The 21,381-nt window shown below is 72.7% G+C and carries 18 protein-coding genes; 7 read left to right on the top strand and 11 right to left on the bottom strand.

Features of this window, described 5'->3' with window-relative positions:
- Positions 1 to 208: 208 nt before the first annotated feature.
- Positions 209 to 1,180: a hydroxyacid dehydrogenase gene (locus ACFYYR_RS15835; RefSeq protein ID WP_388853508.1), complete on the bottom strand. Its 972-nt coding sequence runs from the start codon at positions 1,178 to 1,180 to the stop codon at positions 209 to 211.
- Between the two features lie 298 nt (positions 1,181 to 1,478).
- Here ACFYYR_RS15835 and ACFYYR_RS15840 point away from each other — a divergent pair, with 298 nt between their 5' ends.
- Positions 1,479 to 2,036 (top strand): GNAT family N-acetyltransferase, encoded by a 558-nt coding sequence (locus tag ACFYYR_RS15840; protein WP_388852578.1) that lies wholly within the window; start codon positions 1,479 to 1,481, stop codon positions 2,034 to 2,036.
- 110 nt (positions 2,037 to 2,146) lie between these two features.
- Here the strand turns inward: ACFYYR_RS15840 and ACFYYR_RS15845 are convergent, their stop codons facing one another.
- The 6 genes from ACFYYR_RS15845 to ACFYYR_RS15870 all read right to left on the bottom strand — a co-directional run bounded on the left by ACFYYR_RS15845 (position 2,147) and on the right by ACFYYR_RS15870 (position 9,929).
- Entirely contained in the window at positions 2,147 to 4,210 is a 2,064-nt protein-coding gene (locus ACFYYR_RS15845; protein ID WP_388852581.1) for a hypothetical protein, read from the bottom strand.
- 1 nt (position 4,211) lies between these two features.
- On the bottom strand, positions 4,212 to 5,621 hold the full coding sequence (locus ACFYYR_RS15850) for an ATP-binding protein (RefSeq protein ID WP_388852584.1): 1,410 nt from the start codon (positions 5,619 to 5,621) through the stop codon (positions 4,212 to 4,214).
- A gap of 10 nt (positions 5,622 to 5,631) precedes the next feature.
- The gene (locus ACFYYR_RS15855; protein WP_388852587.1) at positions 5,632 to 7,179 is read right to left on the bottom strand and encodes an SCO6880 family protein; all 1,548 of its coding nucleotides are present in this window, start codon (positions 7,177 to 7,179) and stop codon (positions 5,632 to 5,634) included.
- On the bottom strand, positions 7,176 to 8,522 hold the full coding sequence (locus ACFYYR_RS15860; RefSeq protein WP_388852590.1) for a hypothetical protein: 1,347 nt from the start codon (positions 8,520 to 8,522) through the stop codon (positions 7,176 to 7,178). The genes ACFYYR_RS15855 and ACFYYR_RS15860 overlap by 4 nt, the downstream gene beginning before the upstream one ends.
- Positions 8,512 to 9,366 carry a hypothetical protein gene (locus ACFYYR_RS15865; RefSeq protein ID WP_388852593.1) on the bottom strand — a complete coding sequence of 285 codons (855 nt, stop codon included), beginning with the start codon at positions 9,364 to 9,366 and terminating at the stop codon, positions 8,512 to 8,514. Before ACFYYR_RS15865 ends, ACFYYR_RS15860 begins: the two co-directional genes overlap by 11 nt.
- A gap of 254 nt (positions 9,367 to 9,620) precedes the next feature.
- On the bottom strand, positions 9,621 to 9,929 hold the full coding sequence (locus ACFYYR_RS15870; protein WP_070019030.1) for a hypothetical protein: 309 nt from the start codon (positions 9,927 to 9,929) through the stop codon (positions 9,621 to 9,623).
- 585 nt (positions 9,930 to 10,514) lie between these two features.
- Here ACFYYR_RS15870 and ACFYYR_RS15875 point away from each other — a divergent pair.
- From ACFYYR_RS15875 to ACFYYR_RS15885, 3 genes are all read left to right on the top strand, one after another.
- Complete coding sequence (locus tag ACFYYR_RS15875; protein ID WP_388852596.1) at positions 10,515 to 12,245, top strand: serine/threonine-protein kinase; 1,731 nt, start codon at positions 10,515 to 10,517, stop codon at positions 12,243 to 12,245.
- A gap of 276 nt (positions 12,246 to 12,521) precedes the next feature.
- Positions 12,522 to 13,526, top strand: a complete 1,005-nt coding sequence (locus ACFYYR_RS15880) for an NlpC/P60 family protein (RefSeq protein ID WP_388852600.1) — start codon at positions 12,522 to 12,524, stop codon at positions 13,524 to 13,526.
- A gap of 244 nt (positions 13,527 to 13,770) precedes the next feature.
- Entirely contained in the window at positions 13,771 to 14,526 is a 756-nt protein-coding gene (locus ACFYYR_RS15885; RefSeq protein ID WP_388852603.1) for a phosphatase PAP2 family protein, read from the top strand.
- A 326-nt stretch (positions 14,527 to 14,852) separates the two neighbouring features.
- On the opposite strand, the gene ACFYYR_RS15890 is transcribed toward ACFYYR_RS15885, so the two are convergent.
- Together ACFYYR_RS15890 and ACFYYR_RS15895 are read right to left on the bottom strand one after the other, a co-directional pair.
- A complete protein-coding gene (locus ACFYYR_RS15890) occupies positions 14,853 to 15,257 on the bottom strand; it encodes an SH3 domain-containing protein (protein ID WP_388852606.1) in 405 nt (134 codons plus the stop codon).
- Positions 15,258 to 15,484: 227 nt separating this feature from the next.
- Positions 15,485 to 17,062, bottom strand: a complete 1,578-nt coding sequence (locus tag ACFYYR_RS15895; RefSeq protein WP_388852609.1) for an FAD-binding oxidoreductase — start codon at positions 17,060 to 17,062, stop codon at positions 15,485 to 15,487.
- Between the two features lie 259 nt (positions 17,063 to 17,321).
- Between ACFYYR_RS15895 and ACFYYR_RS15900 the strand changes: the two genes are divergently transcribed.
- A complete protein-coding gene (locus ACFYYR_RS15900) occupies positions 17,322 to 18,833 on the top strand; it encodes a hypothetical protein (RefSeq protein ID WP_388852612.1) in 1,512 nt (503 codons plus the stop codon).
- A gap of 336 nt (positions 18,834 to 19,169) precedes the next feature.
- Here ACFYYR_RS15900 and ACFYYR_RS15905 read toward each other — a convergent pair whose 3' ends face one another.
- Positions 19,170 to 19,340, bottom strand: coding sequence for a hypothetical protein (locus ACFYYR_RS15905; RefSeq protein ID WP_388852616.1), 171 nt, complete (start codon positions 19,338 to 19,340; stop codon positions 19,170 to 19,172).
- Between the two features lie 106 nt (positions 19,341 to 19,446).
- Here ACFYYR_RS15905 and ACFYYR_RS15910 point away from each other — a divergent pair, with 106 nt between their 5' ends.
- Positions 19,447 to 20,307, top strand: coding sequence for a hypothetical protein (locus ACFYYR_RS15910; RefSeq protein WP_388853512.1), 861 nt, complete (start codon positions 19,447 to 19,449; stop codon positions 20,305 to 20,307).
- 207 nt (positions 20,308 to 20,514) lie between these two features.
- Positions 20,515 to 20,724 (top strand): hypothetical protein, encoded by a 210-nt coding sequence (locus ACFYYR_RS15915; protein ID WP_388852619.1) that lies wholly within the window; start codon positions 20,515 to 20,517, stop codon positions 20,722 to 20,724.
- 145 nt (positions 20,725 to 20,869) lie between these two features.
- Here ACFYYR_RS15915 and ACFYYR_RS15920 read toward each other — a convergent pair whose 3' ends face one another.
- On the bottom strand, positions 20,870 to 21,241 hold the full coding sequence (locus ACFYYR_RS15920) for a metal-sensitive transcriptional regulator (protein WP_388852622.1): 372 nt from the start codon (positions 21,239 to 21,241) through the stop codon (positions 20,870 to 20,872).
- Positions 21,242 to 21,381 lie beyond the last annotated feature (140 nt).

A 21,381-nucleotide genomic window follows, 5' to 3' on the forward strand; every position in this document is an offset into this window, starting at 1 on the left:
AGGGGGGACCCTGTGGGAGAGTAGGACGCCGCCGAACAATCATTGAGACTCAACCCCCGGGCAGGTGCCCGGGGGTTGAGTCATTTCCGGACCAATTTCCCCGCACGCCCGGGACCGGCCCCCGGTGTCCCGGGGCCGGATCCCGCCCCAACACCCGCAATCGGCCACGGTGTCCAGGCACATGGGGTCCTTGGTCTTCGATGTTCGTTCACGCCATACGGGGCAGGTCCGCTGCCGTCACACGGCCCAGCAGGGGGCGGCCGTGGACCACGCGCTCGACCTCGGCCACCGCGTATGCGCCCAGCCGACGGACCTCGCTGCCCTGAGCGCCCGCGATATGGGGAGTGACCAGCACATTCCGCAGGGAGAGCAACGGGTGGCCGGCCGGGAGGGGTTCGGGGTCGGTGACGTCGAGGCAGGCGTCGAGCCGGCCCGTGGCGCACTCCAGGGTCAACGCCTCGGTGTCGACCAGGGAACCGCGGGCGGTGTTGACGACCGTGCCGCCGTCCGGGATCAGCGAGAGCCGGTGGGCGTTCAGCAGCCGGTGCGTTTCCGGGAGTTGGGGTGCGTGGATACTGACGATGCTGCTGCGGCGGCAGAGTTCGTCGAGGGGAACGAGCTCCGTGCCCAGTGCGTGTGCGTCCGCTGTGGTGAGGTACGGGTCGGTGAGCAGGATGCGGAACTCCGCGTCGTGCGCCGCCAGTCGGGCGATGACGCGACGACCGATGCGGGAGGCACCGATGATGCCGACGGTGCGGCCGTCCGCCCCCTGCCGGTCCGGGAGACCCGGCCGGCCCGTCGCGTACCGGGCGGCCGAGGACAGGGCACGCTTCGCCGCGAGGGTGATCGCGGCGCAGGTGAAGTCCGCCACCGGGGCGGCGTTGGCGTCGGCCGCGGAGGAGACCGTGATGCCGCGCTCCCACACCTCGGGGGAGAGATGCTGCTTGACCGAGCCGGCCGCGTGGACGACGGCCCGCAGCCGGGGCGCCCGGTCGAGGGCCGTGGCGTCCAGCGGTGGTGACCCCCAGCCGGTCAGCAGGATTTCGGTCCGGGCCAGCGCGTCCGGGGCGTAGGGCGCGGGGGGATCCGGTGCGATCAGGTCGGGTTCCAGCTCGACCGTGGCCGCGAGCCGGTGACGCAGGTCGGAGGGGAGAGCCGTGGTAGCCGCATCGGCTCCCATCGAGATCACTGCCACGGGGCGGCGGTCGGCCACGGAGTGCACCAGTCCTCTCCGGCAGCCCGGGAACGGTCTGCGCTTGTGCCGTGGAGGCTAGAACCGGCTCGGCGGCCGGTCAATGACCGGTGGAGTGGGCTGTGTTGAGTGACGGTGGCGCCTCGTCCGTTCCCTGCGGAGTGCTGGGAAGAGGGGGGCCTTTGCCAGGAGTGACGCGTCCGCTGTGGCCCGCTGGGGCGAACTCCGGTGCGGCGTCGGCCGCAAGCGCCGAACCCGCGGCGGGTGCTCGTGCGAGCATCGGGGCATGGGCTACGAGATCCGCACCGTAGGGGCCGAGGACTGGGCCGAGCTGAAGGAGCTGCGGCTTGCGGCGCTGCGCGATCCGGTGGCGCGCGTCGCGTTCGTCGACACCTTCGAGCACCAGGCCGTGCGGTCCGACGCCTTCTGGCGGGGCCGGGCCACCCCCATCGCCGAGGGCGGTGAGGCCACCAGCATGATCGCGAGCGGTCCGGACGGCACCTGGGTCGCGATGCTCGTACTCCTCGACGAGACGGGCCCGTCGATGACCGCGGACGGCGAGGAGCCGGCCGACGGGGGTGCGCCGCCGCAGGTCCATGTGGTGAGCGTCTATGTGCGCCCGGGACACCGGGGGACGGGCGTGGCCGAGCAGCTGTTCCGCGGGGCCACCACGTGGGCGTGGGAGCACACCAAGGCCGAACGGGTGCGGCTCTGGGTGCACGGCGACAATGCGCGGGCCCAGGCCTTCTACCGTCGGCTGGGGTTCGTCAGGACGGGCGCGACCATGGCCTTTCCGCCGCTTCCGGAGGAGACGGAGCACGAGATGGTGCTGCTCCGGCCCTGAGGACTGTTCCCTGAGCGGACGCCTGGTCCCCCGTGGAGGCCGGCCCCCGGGCGAGAGGTCCCGGGGTGCACCGGAGACCGTGGTGGGCCCGGTGGGGGGCCGGCCGGCGGTCAGCGTGCCAGGCTGCGGTGGGGCCAGCGGGCGCGGGCCTGTTCCTCGGAGCGCAGCAGCGCCAGGGTGCGGAGGCCCAGCGCCGGGCCCTCGGCGAGCAGTTCCGGGAGCTGGGGGAGCGGGGCCACGGCGGCGACGTCGTCGAGGACCAGGGTGAGTGGTGGGTCGAGCCGGCCGGCGGATGACCGTTCGGCCATGCGGCGGCCGTGCTCGACCACGCTGGAGACGAGTGCGGTCAGCAGGGGCATCGCACCCGGGTGGGTCCGTGGGTCCTCGATGGCTTCGCCCACCACGTAGAGCGTTCCCCCTTCGGCGACGAATGACTCCAGCGCCAGGGAATCGGCGCGCTTGGGGTTGCAGGCGTCACGGATGTGGATCGAGGAGAGCGCGGAGAGGGCACGGGCCGTCAGCTGCTGGGCGATGTCGCGGCGTTCGGGGTGGCCGGTGAGGGTGGCCTCCAGTTCTCCGGCGGAGCCGGAGGCGGCCCGGGAGTTCGTGCGGAGGATGCGGACGGGCTCGTGCGCGGCGGCGCCGGAGGCCCAGCGGTGCACCTGGCGGAACGGTTTGCCGTCCACCGCCGCGGCGTGCAGCCAGCAGCGGAGCAGCGTCGCGGCGGCGTCCGCCATGGCCGAGTCGAGGGCGTGCGGCGGCCGGACGGGGGCGAGGAGCGCCGTTGCGCGGGCGGCTGCGACGTCGCGGGACTCGCACCCCGCGGTCGGGGACCAGCGGAGCCGGGACGGGGTGTCGAGGAGGTGGCTCGGGTCGTAGAGGTGGGTCGGGCCGAGCTTGGCGCGGGTGTCCTTGGTCCGGGACCACACCGCGGGGTCCGAGGTGGTGACGAGCACGGGTCCGTCGGCGTCGAGGACCGCCTGCACGGCGGGGTCCGGGCCGCGGCGGAGGCCGGTGAAGTGCACCCCGGTGAGCTGCTGTCGGGCGGGGGAGGCGGCTGCTGCCGCTGTCTGCGGCGTGGCAACGGCTTCGGTGGCCGCGTCCGGGAGGCCGGCCGGGGAGCGGGGAGCCGTGGCGGGCTGCGGGGGAGGTGCGGTGGTCGCGTACCCGGGGGCCGCGGACCGGCCGTGGGCGCCCGCGCCGGGGTGGCCCGCCGCGGGAGTCCCGGGGGCGGGCGTGGCCTCCCTGTGGGGCGTGGGGAGGTCGGCTGAGGGCATGCCTGGGACGGCGTCGGCTGCTGCGGTGCCGTCGGTGGGGCGATGGGTTCCGTGGTGGCCGTCGGTGCCCGTGGTGACGGTGGGGCGGCGCTGGGGGCCGTCGTCGGTGCCGGGGACCGGGGTGCCCGATGCTCCGGTGCCCAGTGCTCCCGTGCCGAGTGTTCCCGTGTCGGGGGCGAAGGTGTGCTGGGTGTCGGGCGGGAAGGCGTGCCCGGGGGCGGTGGTGAGGGCCGGTCCGGGGCGGCCGGCCGGTGTGCCGGGTGCGGTGGAACCGGCAGGCGCGGTGGGTGCGGGACCGGGAGCGGCCGGCCGGGCGCCCGGGTAGGGGGCTGCCGGATCCGGGTCGACCGGTGGTGCCCAGGAGGCGGGTGCTCCGTCGGGTCGGTGCTCGGTCGGTCCCTGGCCGCCGGCCTTCGGCCCGTACGGTCCGGTGGCGCCCTGCGTGGAAGCCGGCGCGGTCGTCGGTGCGGGGGCCGGGGAGCCGGGACCCCGAGTGGCTTCCGCGGCGTCCCGGTCGTGGCGGGCGGCGGTGCGTACGGCCTTCCAGCGGGTCAGTACGCCGATGACGAAGACCGCCAGTACGAACAGCACCATCAGTTCGCTGATGAGGATGCCCCAGAACAGCCCGTACCCCGAGAGGCGGTCCGGCCGGGCGCCGGGCCAGGCCGCCGCCAGGTCGTGCGGTTCGGCCACCAGGTGGCGCATCGCCAACGGGGTGCGGGTGAAGGCGACTCCGTCCGGCCAAGCCCCGTGGGTGAACAGCGCGGCCAGGCCGGTGGCCGTCCACACCAGCAGGGTCAGGCCGAGCAGGAAGCCGAGGACCCCGACGAGCAGACCGTCGGGGATGCCGCGCTGCGGCCGCCCGTCCTGACTGCCTCCCGTGGCGGACGTCGTCACGTCAGGCCACCGTCGACTCGTCCGCGAGCCGTTCCTCCATGGCCTTCGCCGCGCGCTCCTCCGCCTCCGCTTCGGCGGCTTGTTCCACGGCCAGGGTCTCCTGGCTCATGGAGGACTCGGTCATCGCGCGGTCGGTGTAGACCAGCGGCCGTTCCGCCTCGGTGATCAGGTGTTTCACGACCTGGACGTTGCCGTTGACGTCCCAGACCGCGATGCCCGGGGTGAGGGTCGGAATGATCTCCACGGCCCATCGGGGGAGGCCGAGCACCCGTCCGGTGGCCCGTGCCTCGTCGGCCTTCTGGGCGTAGATGGTGCGGGTCGAGGCCATTTTGAGGATGGCCGCGGCTTCCCGGGCCGCGGCTCCGTCGACCACGTCGGAGAGGTGGTGGACGACGGCGACGAACGACAGGCCGAGCCGGCGGCCGAACTTCAGCAGCCGCTGGAACAGCTGCGCCACGAAGGGCGAGTTGATGATGTGCCAGGCCTCTTCGACCAGGAAGATCCGCTTCTTGCGGTCGGGGCGGATCCAGGTGTGCTCCAGCCAGACGCCCACGATCGCCATCAGGATCGGCATGGCGATGGAGTTGCGGTCGATGTGCGACAGGTCGAAGACGATGAGCGGGGCGTCGAGGTCGATGCCGACGGTCGTCGGGCCGTCGAACATGCCCCGGAGGTCACCGTCGACCAGCCGGTCCAGCACCAGGGCGACGTCCAGGCCCCAGGCCCGTACGTCGTCCAGCTCGACGTTCATCGCCTCCGCCGAATCCGGTTCGGGGTGGCGGAGCTGTTCGACGATGTCGGTGAGGACGGGCTGCCGGTCGGTGATGGTCTCGTTGACGTAGGCGTGCGCGACCTTCAGCGCGAAGCCGGACCGCTCGTCGAGGCCGTGGCCCAGGGCGACTTCGATGATCGTGCGGAGCAGGGCGAGCTGGCCGGTGGTGGTGATCGACGGGTCGAGGGGGTTGAGCCGGATCCCGCCGTCCAGGGCCGCCACCGGGTCGAGCCGGATGGGGGTGATGCCGAGTTCCTCGGCGATGAGGTTCCACTCGCCGACGCCGTCCTCGCCCTGGGCGTCCAGCACCACGACCTGCCGGTCGCGGAACCGCAGCTGGCGCAGGACGTAGGTCTTCTCCAGCGCCGACTTGCCGTTGCCGGACTCGCCGAGCACCAGCCAGTGCGGGGCGGGGAGCTGCTGGCCGTAGAGCTGGAACGGGTCGTAGATGTAGCCCTTGCCCGAGTACACCTCGCGCCCGATGATCACTCCGGAGTCGCCGAGGCCGGGGGCGGCGGTGGGCAGATAGACGGCCTGTGCCTGGCCCGTGGAGGTACGGACCGGCAGCCGGGTCGTCTCCACCTTCCCGAAGAGGAAGCTGGTGAACGCCTCGGTGACGGCGGTCAGCGGATCGAGCACGGCGGAGCCCCTATCGTCGGATACCGGTCGCGAAGGGCAGCGTGTTCACAAAGGCCCGGTGGTGTTCGCGGTCGCACCACTCCAGCTTGAGATAGGACTTGCCCGCCGAGGCGCGGATGGTCCGCTTGTCGCGGGCCAGGGCCTCGGGGTTGCGGGAGGAGACGGTGAGGTAGCCGACGAGGTTCACGCCCGCCGCGCCGCTCGCCAGGTCCTCGCCGCGCTGGTCGAGGCGGCCGTGGGCGGCGATGTCCCGGGGGTCGACGGTGCGGTTCATCTTGGCGGCGCGGGAGGCCTCGGCCTCGTCGTTGGTCTTCTCGGTCAGCATCCGTTCGATGGCGATCTCGGTCGGCTCCAGGTCCATGCAGACCGCGACGGTCCGGATGACGTCCGGGGTGTGAACGAGCAGCGGGGCCAGGAAGTTGACCCCGACCGGGGTCATCGGCCACTCCTTCACCCAGGCCGTGGCGTGGCACCAGGGGGCGCGGGTGCCGGACTCCCGGGTCTTGGCCTGGAGGTAGGTGGCCTCCCGGGCGTCGAGCTCGGCCGGCCAGGCGTTGCGCTTGGTCATCGCCTGGATGTGGTCGATCGGGTGGTCCGGGTCGTACATCGAGTGGACCAGGGAGGCGAGCCGGCCCTGTCCGAGGGGCTGGCGGACCCGGATGTCGGCCTCGGTGAGCCGGGCGCAGATGTCGGTCAGCTCGCGGGCCATGACGACGGCCAGGCCGGCGTCCTTGTCGAGGCGGCCGCGGCCGCGGTGGGTGGCGCGGGCCATGGCGTGGGCCTCGGCGGCCAGTTCGCGGGTGTAGTGCATGCAGGCGACCAGGTAGGCGCGGTGCTGCTCGGAGGAGGTGGACACCATCGACTGGAGCTGGTCGTAGGAGTCCCGGAGCCAGCCCGGCGACCGGGAGTCCCCGCGGCGCTCCACGTCCTTGGCGTGGGCGTCCGGGTCGGCCGGGAGGGTGCGGGCCAGCATCTGCAGCCGGGTGACGAACCCGTCGCCGTTGGCCACGTGCTTGAGCAGCGTCCCGAACCGGTCGACGAGGGCCTCCTGGTCCTCGCTGTCGCGCAGCCCGACGCCGGGGCCCTCGATCTCGATGGCGGCGGTGACGGTGCGCCGGTCGGCGTGGAGCAGGACCGCGATCTCGTCGGGGCCGAAGGGGGCGGAGAGCCAGTTGATCCGGCCGATGCCCGGCGGTGGGCCGACCTCGACCTCCCGGCCGTCGAGCCGGGTGCCGGCCTCGGTCGCGGTGGATCGGTAGGTGGCGCCCTTGCGCAGCGAGCGCTTGTAGGAGCGGTTGATCTCGAACCACTTGTAGAACGTGCGGTGCTTGTACGGCACGTACACGGCGGCGAGGGCGATCGCCGGGAAGCCGGTGAGGGTGGCGATGCGCAGCGGCAGGACGGGGACGAGCAGCCCGCACATCATGCCGATGAACGCGCCCGCGATGATCAGGGCGATCTCGCCGGTCTCCCGGTTCTTGCCGACGATCGCGTTGGGCCGGGCGCGGCCGATGAGATACGTACGGCGGGGCGCGATCGGCTGGGACTGGGTCGTCAACGCCGCTCACCTCCAGAGGATGTGCTGTTGTTGCCCGCCCCGGCACCGGTGCCGCGGTCGTGCGTACGGGGTGCGGGGGCGGAGGAGGCGGGGGCGTTGCCGCCGCCGGAGGTGCGGACGGGGGCGGAGCCGCCGCGGGAGCTGTGGGCCGCGACGCCGCCGGAGACGCCGCCGGCCGCGGCGGGCGCGGTGGACGGCCGGTCGTTGGCGCCGCCACCGCGGCTGCTGTGCGTCTTGATGCCCTGCTTCACCAGGGCGGCCGGGGAGGAGATGACCGCCGCCGCCTGGCTGCCGTCGGTGGCGGCCTTGCGGTTGCTGCGGGCGCCGGCGATCTCGTCGCCGAAGCCGGGCACGAAGCGGTAGATCATGGCGCTGGCGAAGATGGCGAGCAGGATGATGGCGAGGCCGGAGACGACCGCGGAGAAGGCGTCGGGGCCGTCGTCGGAGGCGGAGAGCGCCCCGGCGAGGCCGAGCACGATGATGATCACGGGCTTGACGAGGATCACCGCGATCATGATCCCGGCCCAGCGGCGGACGTGGCCCCACATGTTCTTGTCGACGAGGCCCGCGTAGACGGCCGTTCCGAGGAGCGCGCCGGCGTAGAGCAGCGCGGCCCGGATGACCAGTTCCAGCCAGAGGACGCCGGCGGCCAGGACCGAGACGAGGCTGACGACGATCAGCATGATCGGACCGCCGCCGATGTCGTCGCCCTTCTTCAGGGCCTCGGCGAACGAGCCGAAGTAGGTCTCGGTCTGCGAGCCCGTGCCGGCGGCGATGACCTCGGTGACGCTGTCGGTCGCGGAGACGACCGTATAGAGGATCAGCGGGGTGAAGGCCGAGGCGAGGACGGTGAGCCAGAGGAAGCCGACGGCCTCGGTGATCGCCTCGGTGAACGGGACGCCGCGGATGGCGCGCTTGGCGACGGCGAGCAGCCAGAGGAGGAGGGTGAGGATGGTGGAGGCGGCGAAGACGACGGCGTACTGGCGGAGGAAGGCGGTGTTGGTGAAGTCGACTTCGGTGGTCTCGCTGACAGCCTTGGAGAGCTTCCGCACGATCCAGGCGGCGGCGTCGGCGCAGCCCTTGGCGAGGGAGGAGAGGGGGTCGAGGGGGCTGTCGCTGAGGGGGTCGCCGGGGCCTTGGCCGGCTTTGCTGGGGGCGCTGTCGCCGCGTTCGCAGTATTCCTTGGCGGGGCCGACGATGAGGTCGCAGTTGTCCTTGGGCGACGGTGACGGGTTCGGAGTGGGCGCCGCCACTGCGCGGGTTGCGAGCAACACGGCAGCTGTCTGGACGGTGGCGATGGCCGCGGAGAGGGTGAACGCGCGGCGCTGGGGCTTACCGGGCATAGGTGAAGCCTCCGTACTCCTTGACTGCCTTGGCGATCTCATCGGCGTTGGAGGCGCGGCGGTCGGTGTTCACAGGGGCCGGGCCTTCCTGCTGAGAGAAGCTTTCGATCTTCCAGTCCCCGTCGGACCAGCGCAGGTCGACGGTCATGGTGAACCAGTCATTCGCCACCGGGTTGGTGGACTTCACTCCGGCTGTACCGAAGGCGCCGGTGCACCAGACATCCACTTCGGCGCGGGTGTTGTCGTAATCGTTCGTCCTGGTGCCCACAGGGGCGGTCCGGGAGACGTAGGTCATGCCCTCTTCGGGGTTGCCCTCGGCATCCAGCCCGAGCTTGTCAAGGAACGCTTTGGAGTAGGCCTTGTCGAACTTCGCGTCCAACTCGTCGACTTTGTCGCTGACGAACAGCTGCCGGATGATGCCGGGCCGCCGGTCGGGTTTGAGGATGTCGGAGGAGACAAGCGCCACCGCATAGTTCGCCGCCGCGCTCTGTGCCCCCTGCTTCGTCTTCGGGAAGCCCGAGGCGATGCCGCCCTGCGAGCCCGTCACCGGCTTCTCGCCCGTCGGGGACGTCGGTTGCGGCTGGGCGTCACTGCCCCCGGCTCTCCCGCTCGACTCCTCCTTGCCGCCGCCCCGGTTGGCGAAGGCGATCGCGGCGATCAGCAGGACGACCACGCCCACGACGGTGATCATGCCCTTCGAGGGCCGTGCGGCGGTACGGGAGCGTCGGCCGTCGTCGTACCCGTCGCCGCCCGCCCGTTCCGGGAGGCGGGTCCGGGTCTGGCGGCCGGCGCCCGGGCCGTCGTCCGGGTAGCCGGTGCCGTATCCGTCGTCACCGAGACTCATGCTGGGCGTGCCCCCTCGAACTCAGCCTCCGTCGATGCCTTGCCGTATGCATAGTCGCAGCGGCCGCAGGACGACGGTAGACGCGCTGGTTCGTGGGTGGGCGCGGAGTGGTGACACGACATCAAGGGGACGCAACCTCAGCCGGTGGGCACGACGGACAGGTGGGACGGGGCGGGAGGGGGTTCCGACCGCCTCCGCCCTCGCGGGGGCGGAGGGGTGGACGACCCGTGGCCTGAGCGGATGGGGACGGGCCGCTAGACCGCCATGCCGTAGACGATGGTGAACAGCGTGCCGAGGGAGCCGATGATGAAGACGCCGGTCAGCCCGGCGACGATCAGGCCCTTGCCCTGTTCGGCGCTGAAGGTGTCGCGCAGGGCCGTGGCGCCGATCCGCTGCTTGGCCGCGCCCCAGATGGCGATGCCGAGGCAGAGCAGGATCGCCACCGCCATCACGACCTCGACCATGACGCGCGCCTCGTTGCCCAGGCTCCCGAACGGTCCCCAGTCCGGGGCGATGCCGCCGATGATGGTGGTGATGTCGCCCTTGTCGGCTGCCAGGAACATTGTGAAACTCACCGCCCCTATTGGGTAGTTGTATGCCGCCCTGCCGCGCGGCACGGGTCAGCCTCTATCTTCGCCGAAGATGCCGCTCTCGCATGTCGACTTGGCGGCCAATTTTGGCGGATCTCGTGCGTGTTGCCGGTCACGGGTCCGGGACGGGCGTCGTCGCGGCTGTTGCGGAACCCGCTGTCACTGTGTGTATCACGCGGTGTGACGCCGGGCAACGCCGGTTGACGGTGGGGGAGTGGAGGGAAGCAGGGCAGGGGCGGAGGGGAAGCGGAACGCCCGGGAGGGGGCGGGGCGCATCGGGGCGGACGGTGTCCTCCGGCCTCCCGTCGTGGGCGTCGCGTCGGGTCGCGCCGCGCCTCCCGCGCACCGCACCGCCCTTCCGTGCCCCGTGCCGCCCCTCCGAGCGCCGCCCTGCCTCTGCCCGAGGGCGGTGTGCTTCGTTCCGGGGCCCGGTCCGGCGCCCGCCGGGCCGCCGACGGGCGGTGCGAGGGACGGAACGGTCCGCGGCGGCACCGTATGTGATCACACGTCATCCATGGGCGGCCGGGCGGGACGCCGGTTGTGACAGAGTCTGGTGCCGTGGAAGCTCTGCGCTCTCAGGACCCCTCACGGATAGGCCCGCACACCCTCCTCGCCCGGCTGGGGGCCGGCGGCATGGGGCAGGTGTTTCTGGCCAGGTCGCCCGGCGGGCGGCAGGTGGCCATCAAGGTCATCCGGGACGACTTCGCCGACTCCCCCGAGGCGTTGCTCCGGTTCCGGCGGGAGGTGGAGACGCTGCGGGCCGTGCGGAGCGCGTACACCGCGAACCTGGTCGACGCGTCGCTGGAGTCCGCCCCGTACTGGCTGGCGACCGAGTACGTGCCCGGGCCGACGCTGGTCCAGGCGGTCGGCAGTCGTGGGCCGTTCCCCGCCGACACCTGCTTCCGGCTGTTCGCGGCGCTCGCCGAGGCGCTGGCGGACGTGCACACGCACGGGGTGACGCACCGGGATCTGAAGCCGCACAACATCATCCTGTCGCCTGTCGGACCGCAGTTGATCGACTTCGGTATCGCGCGCGGCGCCGAGCAGACCGCGCTCACCCAGGTCGGACAGGCCCCGGGCACGCCCGGCTACACCGCCCCCGAGGTGATCACGCACAACCGGGTGAGCGGCGCGGCCGATGTGTTCGCGCTGGGGGCCACGATGGCCGTGGCGGCCACCGGGCGGCGGCCGTACGGCGAGGGGTCGATGGAGTCGGTCACCTACCGGGTGGTGCACGGCGAGATCGATCTCGACGGGGTGGAGCCGGGGCTGGCGGAGCTCATCAGGGCGTGTGTGGCCCGAGATCCGTCCGACCGCCCGGATCCGTCCGGGATCATCGAGCGGTGCGCGGTGACGTCGTCGCTCGCCGACGACCCCTGCTACCAGCCGGTGGCGGCACCGCCGGACGGCGCCGCGGCCGCGCCGCACGATCTGGAGACGGCGATGGCCGCCGGGCTGGTGCCGCCGGGGCACGGGTACGTTCCGACGCTCGCGCCGATGGCGCAGACCGCACCGTCCGGCCCGCCGTCCGCACGGTCACGGCGCACCCGGTGGCTGGTCGCCGTGGGGGTGCTGGCCGCGCTCGGACTGACGGCCGCGGCGGTGATCCGGCTGCTCCCGGACGGTTCGGGCAGTGACGGGGAGCGGGGCGGCAGGGCGGGCGCGGCTCCGGCGGACGGGAACGCGAAGGATCCGGCCGCACCGTCCGGCAGCGCGTCACCGGGCAAGGAAGGCGGGACCGGGACGGCGAAGGCCCCGGCCTACATCGAGACGATCGAGCCGTCCCGCGACTACTGGACACCGGCGGCGGACAGCCCGGTGCCCGGGGCCGGCACGTGCAATCTGCCGGCGCAGGAACGGAACGAGCACTTTCAGATGTCGATCGCGGACGCGGACGACCCGGAGGCCGAGACCGTCTCGGACAAGGGAAAGATCTCGTTCCGTCTCAAGTTCCCCGATCCGTCCCTGGGGAAGCCGTACTACGTGTCCGTGGCGGTCAAGCCTCCGCACGAGATCGACAGGGACACGGGCAAGCCGTACGAGGGGCTGGAGCAGCAGAATCTCGATCTGGGGTACACCAGCAAGCCGGTCGACGTGTTCGCAGGGGACGCCTCGGAGTTCGTGGACCTGACCTATCCGGACGACTTCCGGCAGTTCGTCCGCGGCAAGCCCTACAGCGACGCCATTCCCCTGGCGAACGACCCGGGGGACTGGACGGTGACGTTCCAGCATGTCCGGGAGCCGAAGAAGTACGCCAGCATCGCGTGCAGCGGGTTCACGGTGCCGTAGGCGCCGGGCGTCCACCGGCTCCGCCACGGCGCAACGGCTTGATCCGCCACCGGAGGCGGCGTCCGCCGCGGGCCGCGGGCAGTCCCATGCAAGGCGCTGTGCGAGCCTTTTCGGACACGTGTGGCGCTCGTCCGGGGTGGCCGGGCCGTGTCGTGGGTGCTGCCGTGCGCCGGTCCGGACCGTCGGGCCGTGCGGGGGACGCGGGTTCGAGTTCCGGACGGGCCGTAGGCCGACAATGATGCAGTGAACTCGCGCCGGATGGGGGAGGGTTGAGGGGTGCGGAAAATCTGGGTCGTGAGCGGACTGGGGATCGGGCTGTGCCTCTCCTTCCTCGGGCTCCTGGTGGTCGGTACGTACACGGCGGCGGCGAACCTCGCCGGCGGCGCCGGCAGTGCGGGCGGTCTGGCGAAGGGCGCGGTACCGGCGGCGTACCGGGGGCTGGTGCAGAAGTGGGGGAACCTCTGCCCCGCCCTCTCCCCGGCGCTGCTCGCCGCGCAGCTGTACCAGGAGAGCGGCTGGAATCCGGAGGCGCGCAGCCATGCCGCGGCGCAGGGCATCGCGCAGTTCATCCCCGGGACGTGGGCCACGCACGGCATCGACGGCGACCGGGACGGCGACCGCGACGTCTGGGACCCCAAGGACGCCATTCCGTCGGCGGCCTCCTACGACTGCGAACTGGCGCGGTACGTCAAGAACGTGCCGGGGGACCGGACCGCCAACATGCTGGCCTCCTACAACGCCGGGGCGTACCGGGTACTCAAGGCGGGCGGGGTGCCGCAGATCCGGGAGACCCAGAACTACGTCAAGATCATCACGACCCTCTCCAAGAGCTTCGAGGCGCCGGTCTCCCGGGTCCCCGCGTCGCGGCAGGCCGCCGGGGCGATCTACTACGCGCAGAAGAAGCTCGGCACGCCCTATCTGTGGGGCGGCACCGGCACGGCGGGGCAGGGCGGGCGGTTCGACTGCTCGGGACTCACCCAGGCGGCGTACAAGTCGGTCGGCATCGAGCTGCCGCGGGTGGCGAACGACCAGTACAACGCCGGGTCGCACCCGCGCCGGAACGAGCTGCTCCCGGGTGACCTGGTGTTCTTCTCGGACGACCTCTCCGACTCGCGCGCCATCCGGCACGTGGGGCTCTACGTCGGCGGCGGCTACATGATCAACGCGCCGTACACCGGGGCCGTGATCCGCTTCGACAAGATCGATACCCCGGACTATTTCGGGGCGACCCGGGTCACGGAGGATGGCGCAAAGGCGCTCCCCTCGGCCGACTCTGCGTAAGGCTGTGCCCCTGCGTCGTGCCCGACCGGTGAGCGGCCCGGTGTGCCCTTCGGCTGTACTCCGGGTGAAGCCCACCCCCTGAGCTGCGATGATGGGTCACCCTTGGGTAACGTCCTCGTGATCATTCGGTGGAGAGAGGAACGCCTGCACGGGGATCTGACGTTCCCTTCTCCGGGGGACGCAGCTTCAGGAGACCGCGGGTTCTCAGCAGTTTCACATCGAGCACAGACAAGGGGCGCGCCTGATGGCTGGAGTCGAATCGACCGGGTCGAACCCCGATGTATCCCTCCTCTACGACATCAACGGGCTGGCGGCTGACGCCCCGCACTGGTTCGACCGGGTCATGGAGTGGACCGGCGAGTACGGGATCCTGGCGGCGATGGCGCTGCTGATGGTCTGGTGCTGGTGGGGCGTCAGGCGGCGGGAGGACGCGCCGTCCGGCGTGGCCGGGCTGGTCTGGGCGCCGCTCGCCGCCGGTATCGCGGTGCTCCTCAACGTGCCGATCCGGGGGTTCGTGGAGCGCCCGCGGCCCTTCGTGGACCACCGGGGCCTGGAGGTGCTGGTCGACGGGAAGACCGACTTCTCGTTCGTCAGTGATCACTCCACGATGGCGATGGCGCTCGGCGTGGGCATCTTCGTCGCCAACCGCACGTTCGGGCTGGCGGGCATCGCCCTCGCGTTCCTCGAGGGCTTCTGCCGGGTCTACATGGGCGTCCACTACCCGTCGGACGTCATCGGCGGGTTCGCGCTCGGCACCGCGGTCGTGCTGCTGCTGGCGCCGGCGGCGATGGCCCTGCTGACGCCGCTGGCCCGGACGGTCGCGGACACCCCGCGGGCCGGATGGCTCGTACGGGCGCCGGGGCCGGCGTCCGGGCAGACGGGCTCCCAGGCGTCACCCGGTCCGGCGGACCCGGGACGGGCCGGGGCACCGGGGCACGGGGACGGCACCGCGTCCGCGCCCCACGCGCCGGGAGGCGGCGACAAGGGCCTCGCGGCCTGACGGCGCGGCCTCCCCCGCCGCGCCCCGGCAGGGAGCCGCGGCGGGTACGGGAACGGTCCCGCCCCGCAAGGCGACGACGGTCCCGCAGGGCGACGACGGTCCCGGAAGGCGTCCCGAGGCGCCGGACGGCCCTGACGGCCCAGGCGCCCGGGAGCACCGACGCTCCTCCCGGTACCACTTCGCTTCTCCGGGGCACAGCGTCCCGGGTCCGACAGCACCTGCTGCGACGACGAAGGTCCCGCCTCCCGGACGCCGGGAGGCGGGACCTTCGTCGTCGCTCAGGGCCGCGGGAGGACGTTCACGTTCCTAACGGGCCGGAGCGCTGGTCACCAGGCGTTGCAGGGACCCATGTCCTCCGGGAAGCAGGTCGGGATGTTCAGGGAGGAGGTGGCGATGTAGCCGCTCGTTCCCTTGGCCAGGCCGCCGCGGCTCTTCGCGGTCAGCTTGATGTGGTCCCACTTCTTGCCGTGCTTCAGGATCTTGATCTCGTCGTTCTCGTACAGCTGGCCCTTGACCGAACCGCTCGTGCTCGGCTTGGTGCGGAGCCGGGCGCCGTTCGTACCGACCGTCCAGTTGCGCCCGTCCCAGTAGTTCGAGGCGGCGGCCGAGGCGGCCGAGGCCGGAGCGGCCTGCGCGGTGGTGGCGTGCTCCGCGGCGTTGGCCGGGACGGCCGCGGCCGCACCCAGTCCGAGCAGAGCGACCGTGGACAGTGCCAGAGCGGTGCGTCGCAAGTGGTGATCCCCCTTGAGTCGTGCGCCGGCTGATCGCCGACTGATGTGAACGATCTTATGGAGCGCTTGTCATCGACTGATCGTCATCGTGTAACGCCTGGTCAACAGGGGTGCGAGCACGTGCTGGACGGTCTCGGAGCGGCTTCGCGAACGGGGCCGCAGGGCCCCGTCGGCCGGGCCCGGGAGTCCACGGACAGAGCCCGGGGAGCCCCGCGGGCCCCCGAGCGTCAGAGCGCCTGCGGGAAGTCGAAGAGGCGCTCCGGGTCGTACTTCTTCTTCAGCCGCGTCAGCCGGTCCGTGGCCGTGCCGTAGTAGGCCCGGCGCCAGTCCCCGAGCTTGGCGTCGGTGTAGTTCTGGTACGCCGCGCCCGAGGAGTGCCGCCGCATCGCCCCGTGCAGGTCGTCCAGCCAGGCGGTCTGGGTGGAGCCGCTGCTGTTCGCCGGGTACGAGGTCAGGTACTGGGCGAGGACCCGGGAGTCGCGGTGCACGAACGACGTGGCGCCCGTCGGGACGCGGTTGATCGCCCCGCCGAGGGCGGTGAGCTGGATGCTGCCGGCGCCGCTGCCGCCGGACCGGCTGAAGCGTTCGGTCCGGTCGATCAGGACCCGGATGCCCGCGGCGCTGAGCGAGCGGTCGTAGAAGTCCGAGCGGGCGGTGTAGGTCTCGCGGGCGAGCTTGCCGCCGGCGCGGCGGCCCGGGGTGGCGCCCGGCAGATGGCACTGCTCGTTGCTGTAGTCCGCGCAGCCCGCGTACATGTTCATCGCGTCCCGGTACGCCCGGCGGCGCACGGACGTCGTGGTGGTCGGGGCGCCCACTCGGTCGATGAGCCGGTCGACGGCGTTCTTGAGCCCGCTGTACGAACCGATGGAGAAGGCCGAGACGGTGATGCGCGGCGTGCCGCCCGCGGCGGCGCTGAGGTGGGCCGCGGACCAGATCTCGTCCGGCTGTCCCGGGCCCCACTCCTGCCAGGCGCGGATGACCTTGGCCGCCTTGGACCACGGCCAGCTGAGGTAGGCGCTGGCGGCGTCCGGGGTGCTGTGGGTGCGGAAGCGGAGTTCGGTGACGACGCCGAAGTTGCCGTTGCCCGCGCCGCGCAGGGCCCAGAAGAGGTCGGAGTGGTGGTCCTTGTCGCACTCGAGGGTGCGGCCGTCGGCGGTGACGAGGGTGGCGCCGACGAGGCTGTCGCAGGTGAGGCCGTAGGCGCGGGAGACCACGCCGTGGCCGCCGCCGAGGGTGAGTCCGGTGATGCCGACCGTGGGGCAGGAGCCGCCGGGCACGGTGCGGCCGTGCGCGCCGAGGCGGTTGTAGACGTCGATGAGCTTGGCGCCGGCGCCGATGGTGGCGGTGCTGCCGGAGGTGACCCGGTTGAGCTTCGAGACGTCGATGACGAGCCGGCCGTTGCCGCTGGAGTAGCCGGCGTAGGAGTGGCCGCCGTTGCGTATGGAGACCGGCACCTTGTGGCGGCGGGCGAAGGCCAGGCACTCGGCCACGTCGGCGTTGTTCGCTATGTAGGCGACCGCGGCCGGACGGAGGGTGTCGAAGCGGGTGTTGTAGAGCTGGCGGGCGGTCGACCAATGGGCCTCGCCCGGGCGTATCAGGCCGCCGCCGAGGCCCCGGTCGAGGGCGGCCCAGTCGGCGTCGGCCGGTCCGCGGCGCCCCGCCGACCCCAGTCCGACGCCGGCCAGGGACCGGCCCACCGCCGCCCGTGTGGTGCTCACGGCCGCCTGGCCGGTGTCCGCGGTCACGAGCCAGGCGGCGGTTGCCGCGGCTCCGGTGCCTGCTGCCAGCAGCGTGCGCCTGTCCATCCCGAATCGAACCTTCCCGTGGGGCGTTGATGCCCTGCCAGACGGTGTTCCGGGGGCCGGGGTTCCGTTCGACGGCCGAGCGATCTGCGTCACAGGGCGGACCGGTCCGTCGGTGTTTCCGCAGGTGATCACGGGGTTTCAAAGTAGTTCGAAATTCAGGCAGTTACGGAAAGTCCCACCGTGCCCGGACTGATCAGTAACATCCGTTCGACCAGTCTTCGGGCTTTCGCCCACCCCACCCCCGAGGGGAACTCCAGAATTGAACAGGGTTTCGCGCCCCGCGGTGTTGTCCGCGATATGCGTCTCCGCGCTGCTGGCCACGGGCTGCAGCAGTGCCCCGCCGCAGTCAGGCGGAACCGGCTCGGCGGCCGGTGGCTCCGGCCGGTCCGCCGTCCAGGCCGAGGCGTCCACCGACCCCTCGCCCACCCTGCCCGTCTCGCCTGCGGGCCCCGGCGACGACGACTCGGCCAAGGTCACCCGGACCACCGGCACCACCCGTAACGTCACCGGCAGCGGCGTCCAGCTCTCCTCGTACGACGCCGGCAAGCGCCGCGCCGTGCTGAGCGGCTCCCGGGGCCGCGCCCCGAAGGTGCGCACCGGTGACGTGATCGCGAGCCCGGCCACCCGCGAACTGCCCAAGGGTGCCCTGGTCAAGGTCACCGAGGTGCGCTCCACCGACGGCGAGAAGACCGAGGTGGCCACCGCTCCGGCCAACCTCACCGAGCTGTTCGGCAACGCGCAGGCCCAGGGTGCCGTCCCCGTCGACCCGGCCGCCTGGAAGGTCGAGCCGCTCGTCAAGGGCCTGGACGTCAAGCGCCGCCCGGGTGTGGCGGCCGGCGGCGGTACGGGCGGCAGCGCCGCGCCGTCGGCCCCGGCGAGCCCCGCCGGCACGCCGGGCGGCAACGGCCCCTCCGCCGCCCCCGGTCCGGACGCCGCGCAGAGCAGCGCCGCGCCGCAGCCCGGCGGCACCGCGAAGGCACCGGCCGGCAAGGAGTACCGCCACCGGTTCGGCACCCTCCGCCTGGGCATGGACACCCCGCTGCCCCTCCCGGAGGTGCCCGGCGCCCCGAAGCCCGAGGTCGAGCTGGGCGGCTTCGTCGAGCTGAGCCCCGAAGTGGCCTTCTCCTACAGCCGCAACAGCGCCACCGACATCATTCCGGCCAAGGCCTCCGTCGAGCTGAAGGGCGGCTACAAGGCGGGCTGGCGGCTGAAGGGCGAGCTGAACGCCAAGACCGGCCCGCTCCGCGTCCCGTTCGCCAAGCTCGCCGCAAGCCCGGTCATCATGGTCGGCCCGGTGCCCGTCGTCGTGAACGTCGGCCTCACCCTGTACTACGAGGTCAACGCCTCCGGTGAGGTCAGCCTGCGGATGAGCCAGGACGTCAAGGGCGCGGTGACCATCGGGGCGCAGTACGTCAAGGGCGACGGCTGGAAGCCGGACGTCCGCGCCGACGGCACGCCGACCCCGGTCTCCGCGAAGCTCACGGGCAAGGGCGAGGTCCGCGCCGCCATCGCGGCGGAGGCCGCCATCGGCCTCTACGACTCGGTCGGCATCTCCGCCACCTTCACGCCGTACCTGCGGGGCGAGGCGGAGGGCACCGTCACGCCGCGTTCGGCCCGCGGCAGCTGGGCGCTGTACGGGGGTGTGGGGCTCGACGGCGCGCTGTTCGCCCGGCTGGCCGTCTTCGGCACGCCGCTGTTCGAGCGGCGCATCACCATCCCGATCTTCCACCGCGAGTGGCCGATCACCAAGGGCCGCTTCCCCCGGGCCTGACCGGGTTCGACCGGACCTGACCGGGCCGGAGCGCGGCGGGCGTGCGGGCCCGTCGCGCAGCTCCCGGTGGTCCACTCCGCGCCCCGGTGCCGTCCGATCCTCGGACGGCACCGGGGCGCTGTGCTGTCCGGCGGCAACGCCGACGGGCGAGGGGAGCGCCGACGGAACCGGAGGGCGGACAGCGGTGACGAACGGAAGGCGGAAGGGGGTTCCGGACGGCCGCGCAGGCGGCATCGGGGGAGCGACGCTCCGGCGCGCCCTCAGAAGACGTCCGGTGCATCCTCTTTGTCGTGAAAGGTCCCGCTTCTTGGTGGACGGTCCCGTCGGCAGCCGGTCTCAGGGAGCGGTGTGGCCCGCGGCGTCCTCGCGGGCCAGGGCCCGGGCGCGGCGCGCCGGTCCCGACCAGCCGCAGGAGCAGCGGGCGATGCTGAAGGAGCCACGCTCGACGGTGCGGGTGTCGTGCCGCCCGTCGCGCGCGGCGTCGTCGTTGCGGGCTGTCCGGTGCACCGACACACCGTACCGGCCGTGACGGGGGGCCCGGCACTGTCGTTAACCGGAACGAGCTTTGGACCGGCTCATTTCCGGCTCGGCGTCTTTCCGGGGGTACGCGGCGATGGTGGTGCAGCGGCACAGAGGGCGGGGCGGTGCCGTCGCCGCCGCGAGCGGCTTGCTGGTGGGGCTGGGGCTGGTGTCGACGGGCTGTTCGGGGATGGGCGCGGCCGCCGACGACCGGGGGGCCGGCCGGGCGGCCGATGCCGCCGCGGTGCGGCGGGCCGCCGATGTCCTCGCCCGGTCCGGCAGTTCCCGGGTGCGCACCTCCATGGAGACGGCCACCGGCGGCACCCGGGTCACCATCCGCGGGTACGGGGCGTTCGACTACGGCCGCCGGCTCGGGCGGCTCCGGGTCGTGCTGCCGCAGGACGCCGCGGGCGGCGCGGAGCACCGGCCGGTCACCGAACTGCTGGCACCGGGGGCGCTGTACATGAAGGACCGGGGGGCCGGGGTCCCGCCGGACAAGTGGGTGCGGGTCGACACCACCGGCCTCGCCGACGGGAATCTGGTCACCGGCGGGGCGACCGATCCGCTGTCCGCCGCCGAGCTGCTGCGCGGGGCGCGGGAGGTGACCTTCGTCGGCGAGGAGAAGGCCGGGGAGGGCGGCGTGCCGGTCCTGCACTACCGGGGGACGGCCGACATCGCGCGGGCCGCCGCGGCAGCGTCCCCGTCCGCGCGGGGCGCGCTGCGGGCCGCCGCGCGGGGCTTCTCCGAGCGGCGGGTGCCGTTCGACGTCTTCCTGGACGAGCAGGGGCGCCTGCGGAAGGTGCGCCACCGCTTCACCTTCTCCGGAGGCGGCGGAAGCGCTGGTACGGAGGTCGTCTCGACGACCGTGCTCTACGGGTTCGGCTCCGGGGTGGCGATCGAACTCCCGGCCGAGCGTGACATCTACGCTGGGAAGATCGCGGTGCCGGAGGCGTAGCGGGGCACCCTGTCAGGGACGAGGCGGCGCCGGCGAACAGGCGCACGGGGGAAGGGCGGGTGTCGTGGGGCGGCACAGGGGCAGGGGGCCGATCGGGCCCATGGAAATGGTCCGTCCGTGCCATGCGCGTGCTGTGCCGGGATCCCTACGCTGGGCGGTGCGTGCTGTCCACGGACGGACGGCGCGCGCGAAGCTCGCAAGGAGGAGGTGACGCACGTGCCCGTGTCCCGTGGTTCGACGGTGCAGGATTACGTGGCCCTCGCCGAGATCGAGCTCTGTGGCGAGTTGATGATCGCGGCGTCCGCCGCCGACGAGGAGCGGCTCAGCCCGGACCGCATCGACGAGGTGCTCCGTGGGGCGGTGGAGTGCCCCGAGGGGGCGGCGGCCGTCGGCGGAGGGTGTCGGCCCGGCGCCTGAGACGGCCTGGCCGGAAATCGCCGTTCCTCGGCAGCCGCCGGTGTGCACGCACAGCCGTCCGGCCCGGGTGCGCGGAGTCGTCGGGGCCGGTACGCACAGCCGTCCGGCCCGGTACGCACAGCCATGCGGCCGGTACGCGGAGCCATCAGGTCCGCAGCAGCCGGGCGATCGCCGCTGTGGCTTCCGTCACCTTGGCGTCGATCTCCTCGCCGCCCTCCTCGCCCTCGCCGCGGGCGGCGCTCTCCACCGCGGCGCTGGCCACGCAGTGCCGCAGGTGCTCCTCCAGCAGCTGGAGGGCGAAGGACTGGAGGGCCTTGGTGCCCGCCGACACCTGGGTGAGTATGTCGATGCAGTAGACGTCCTGCTCGACCATCCGCTGCAGCCCGCGGACCTGGCCCTCGATCCGCCGCAGCCGCTTGAGGTGCTGGTCCTTCCGCGGGCTGTAGCCGTGCGGGCCGGTGCCCCCGGCGGGCTCGGCCTCCGGGGCGTGGCAGGCGGCGGGCTCGGCGGTCGTCATGGGGTCCTCCCGTTGTCCGCTGCGATGTCATGGGCCGTGGCGTATACCCCTGGTGGGTATATGTTACCGAATGGGGCGATAGCGCCCGGGGGCCCCTGACGGGCGCCGCGAGCGATGGGCCACACTGAGGGAACGCCGGT

The sequence above is a fragment of the Streptomyces sp. NPDC001922 genome (genome assembly GCF_042891165.1).
GTDB lineage: Bacteria > Actinomycetota > Actinomycetes > Streptomycetales > Streptomycetaceae > Streptomyces.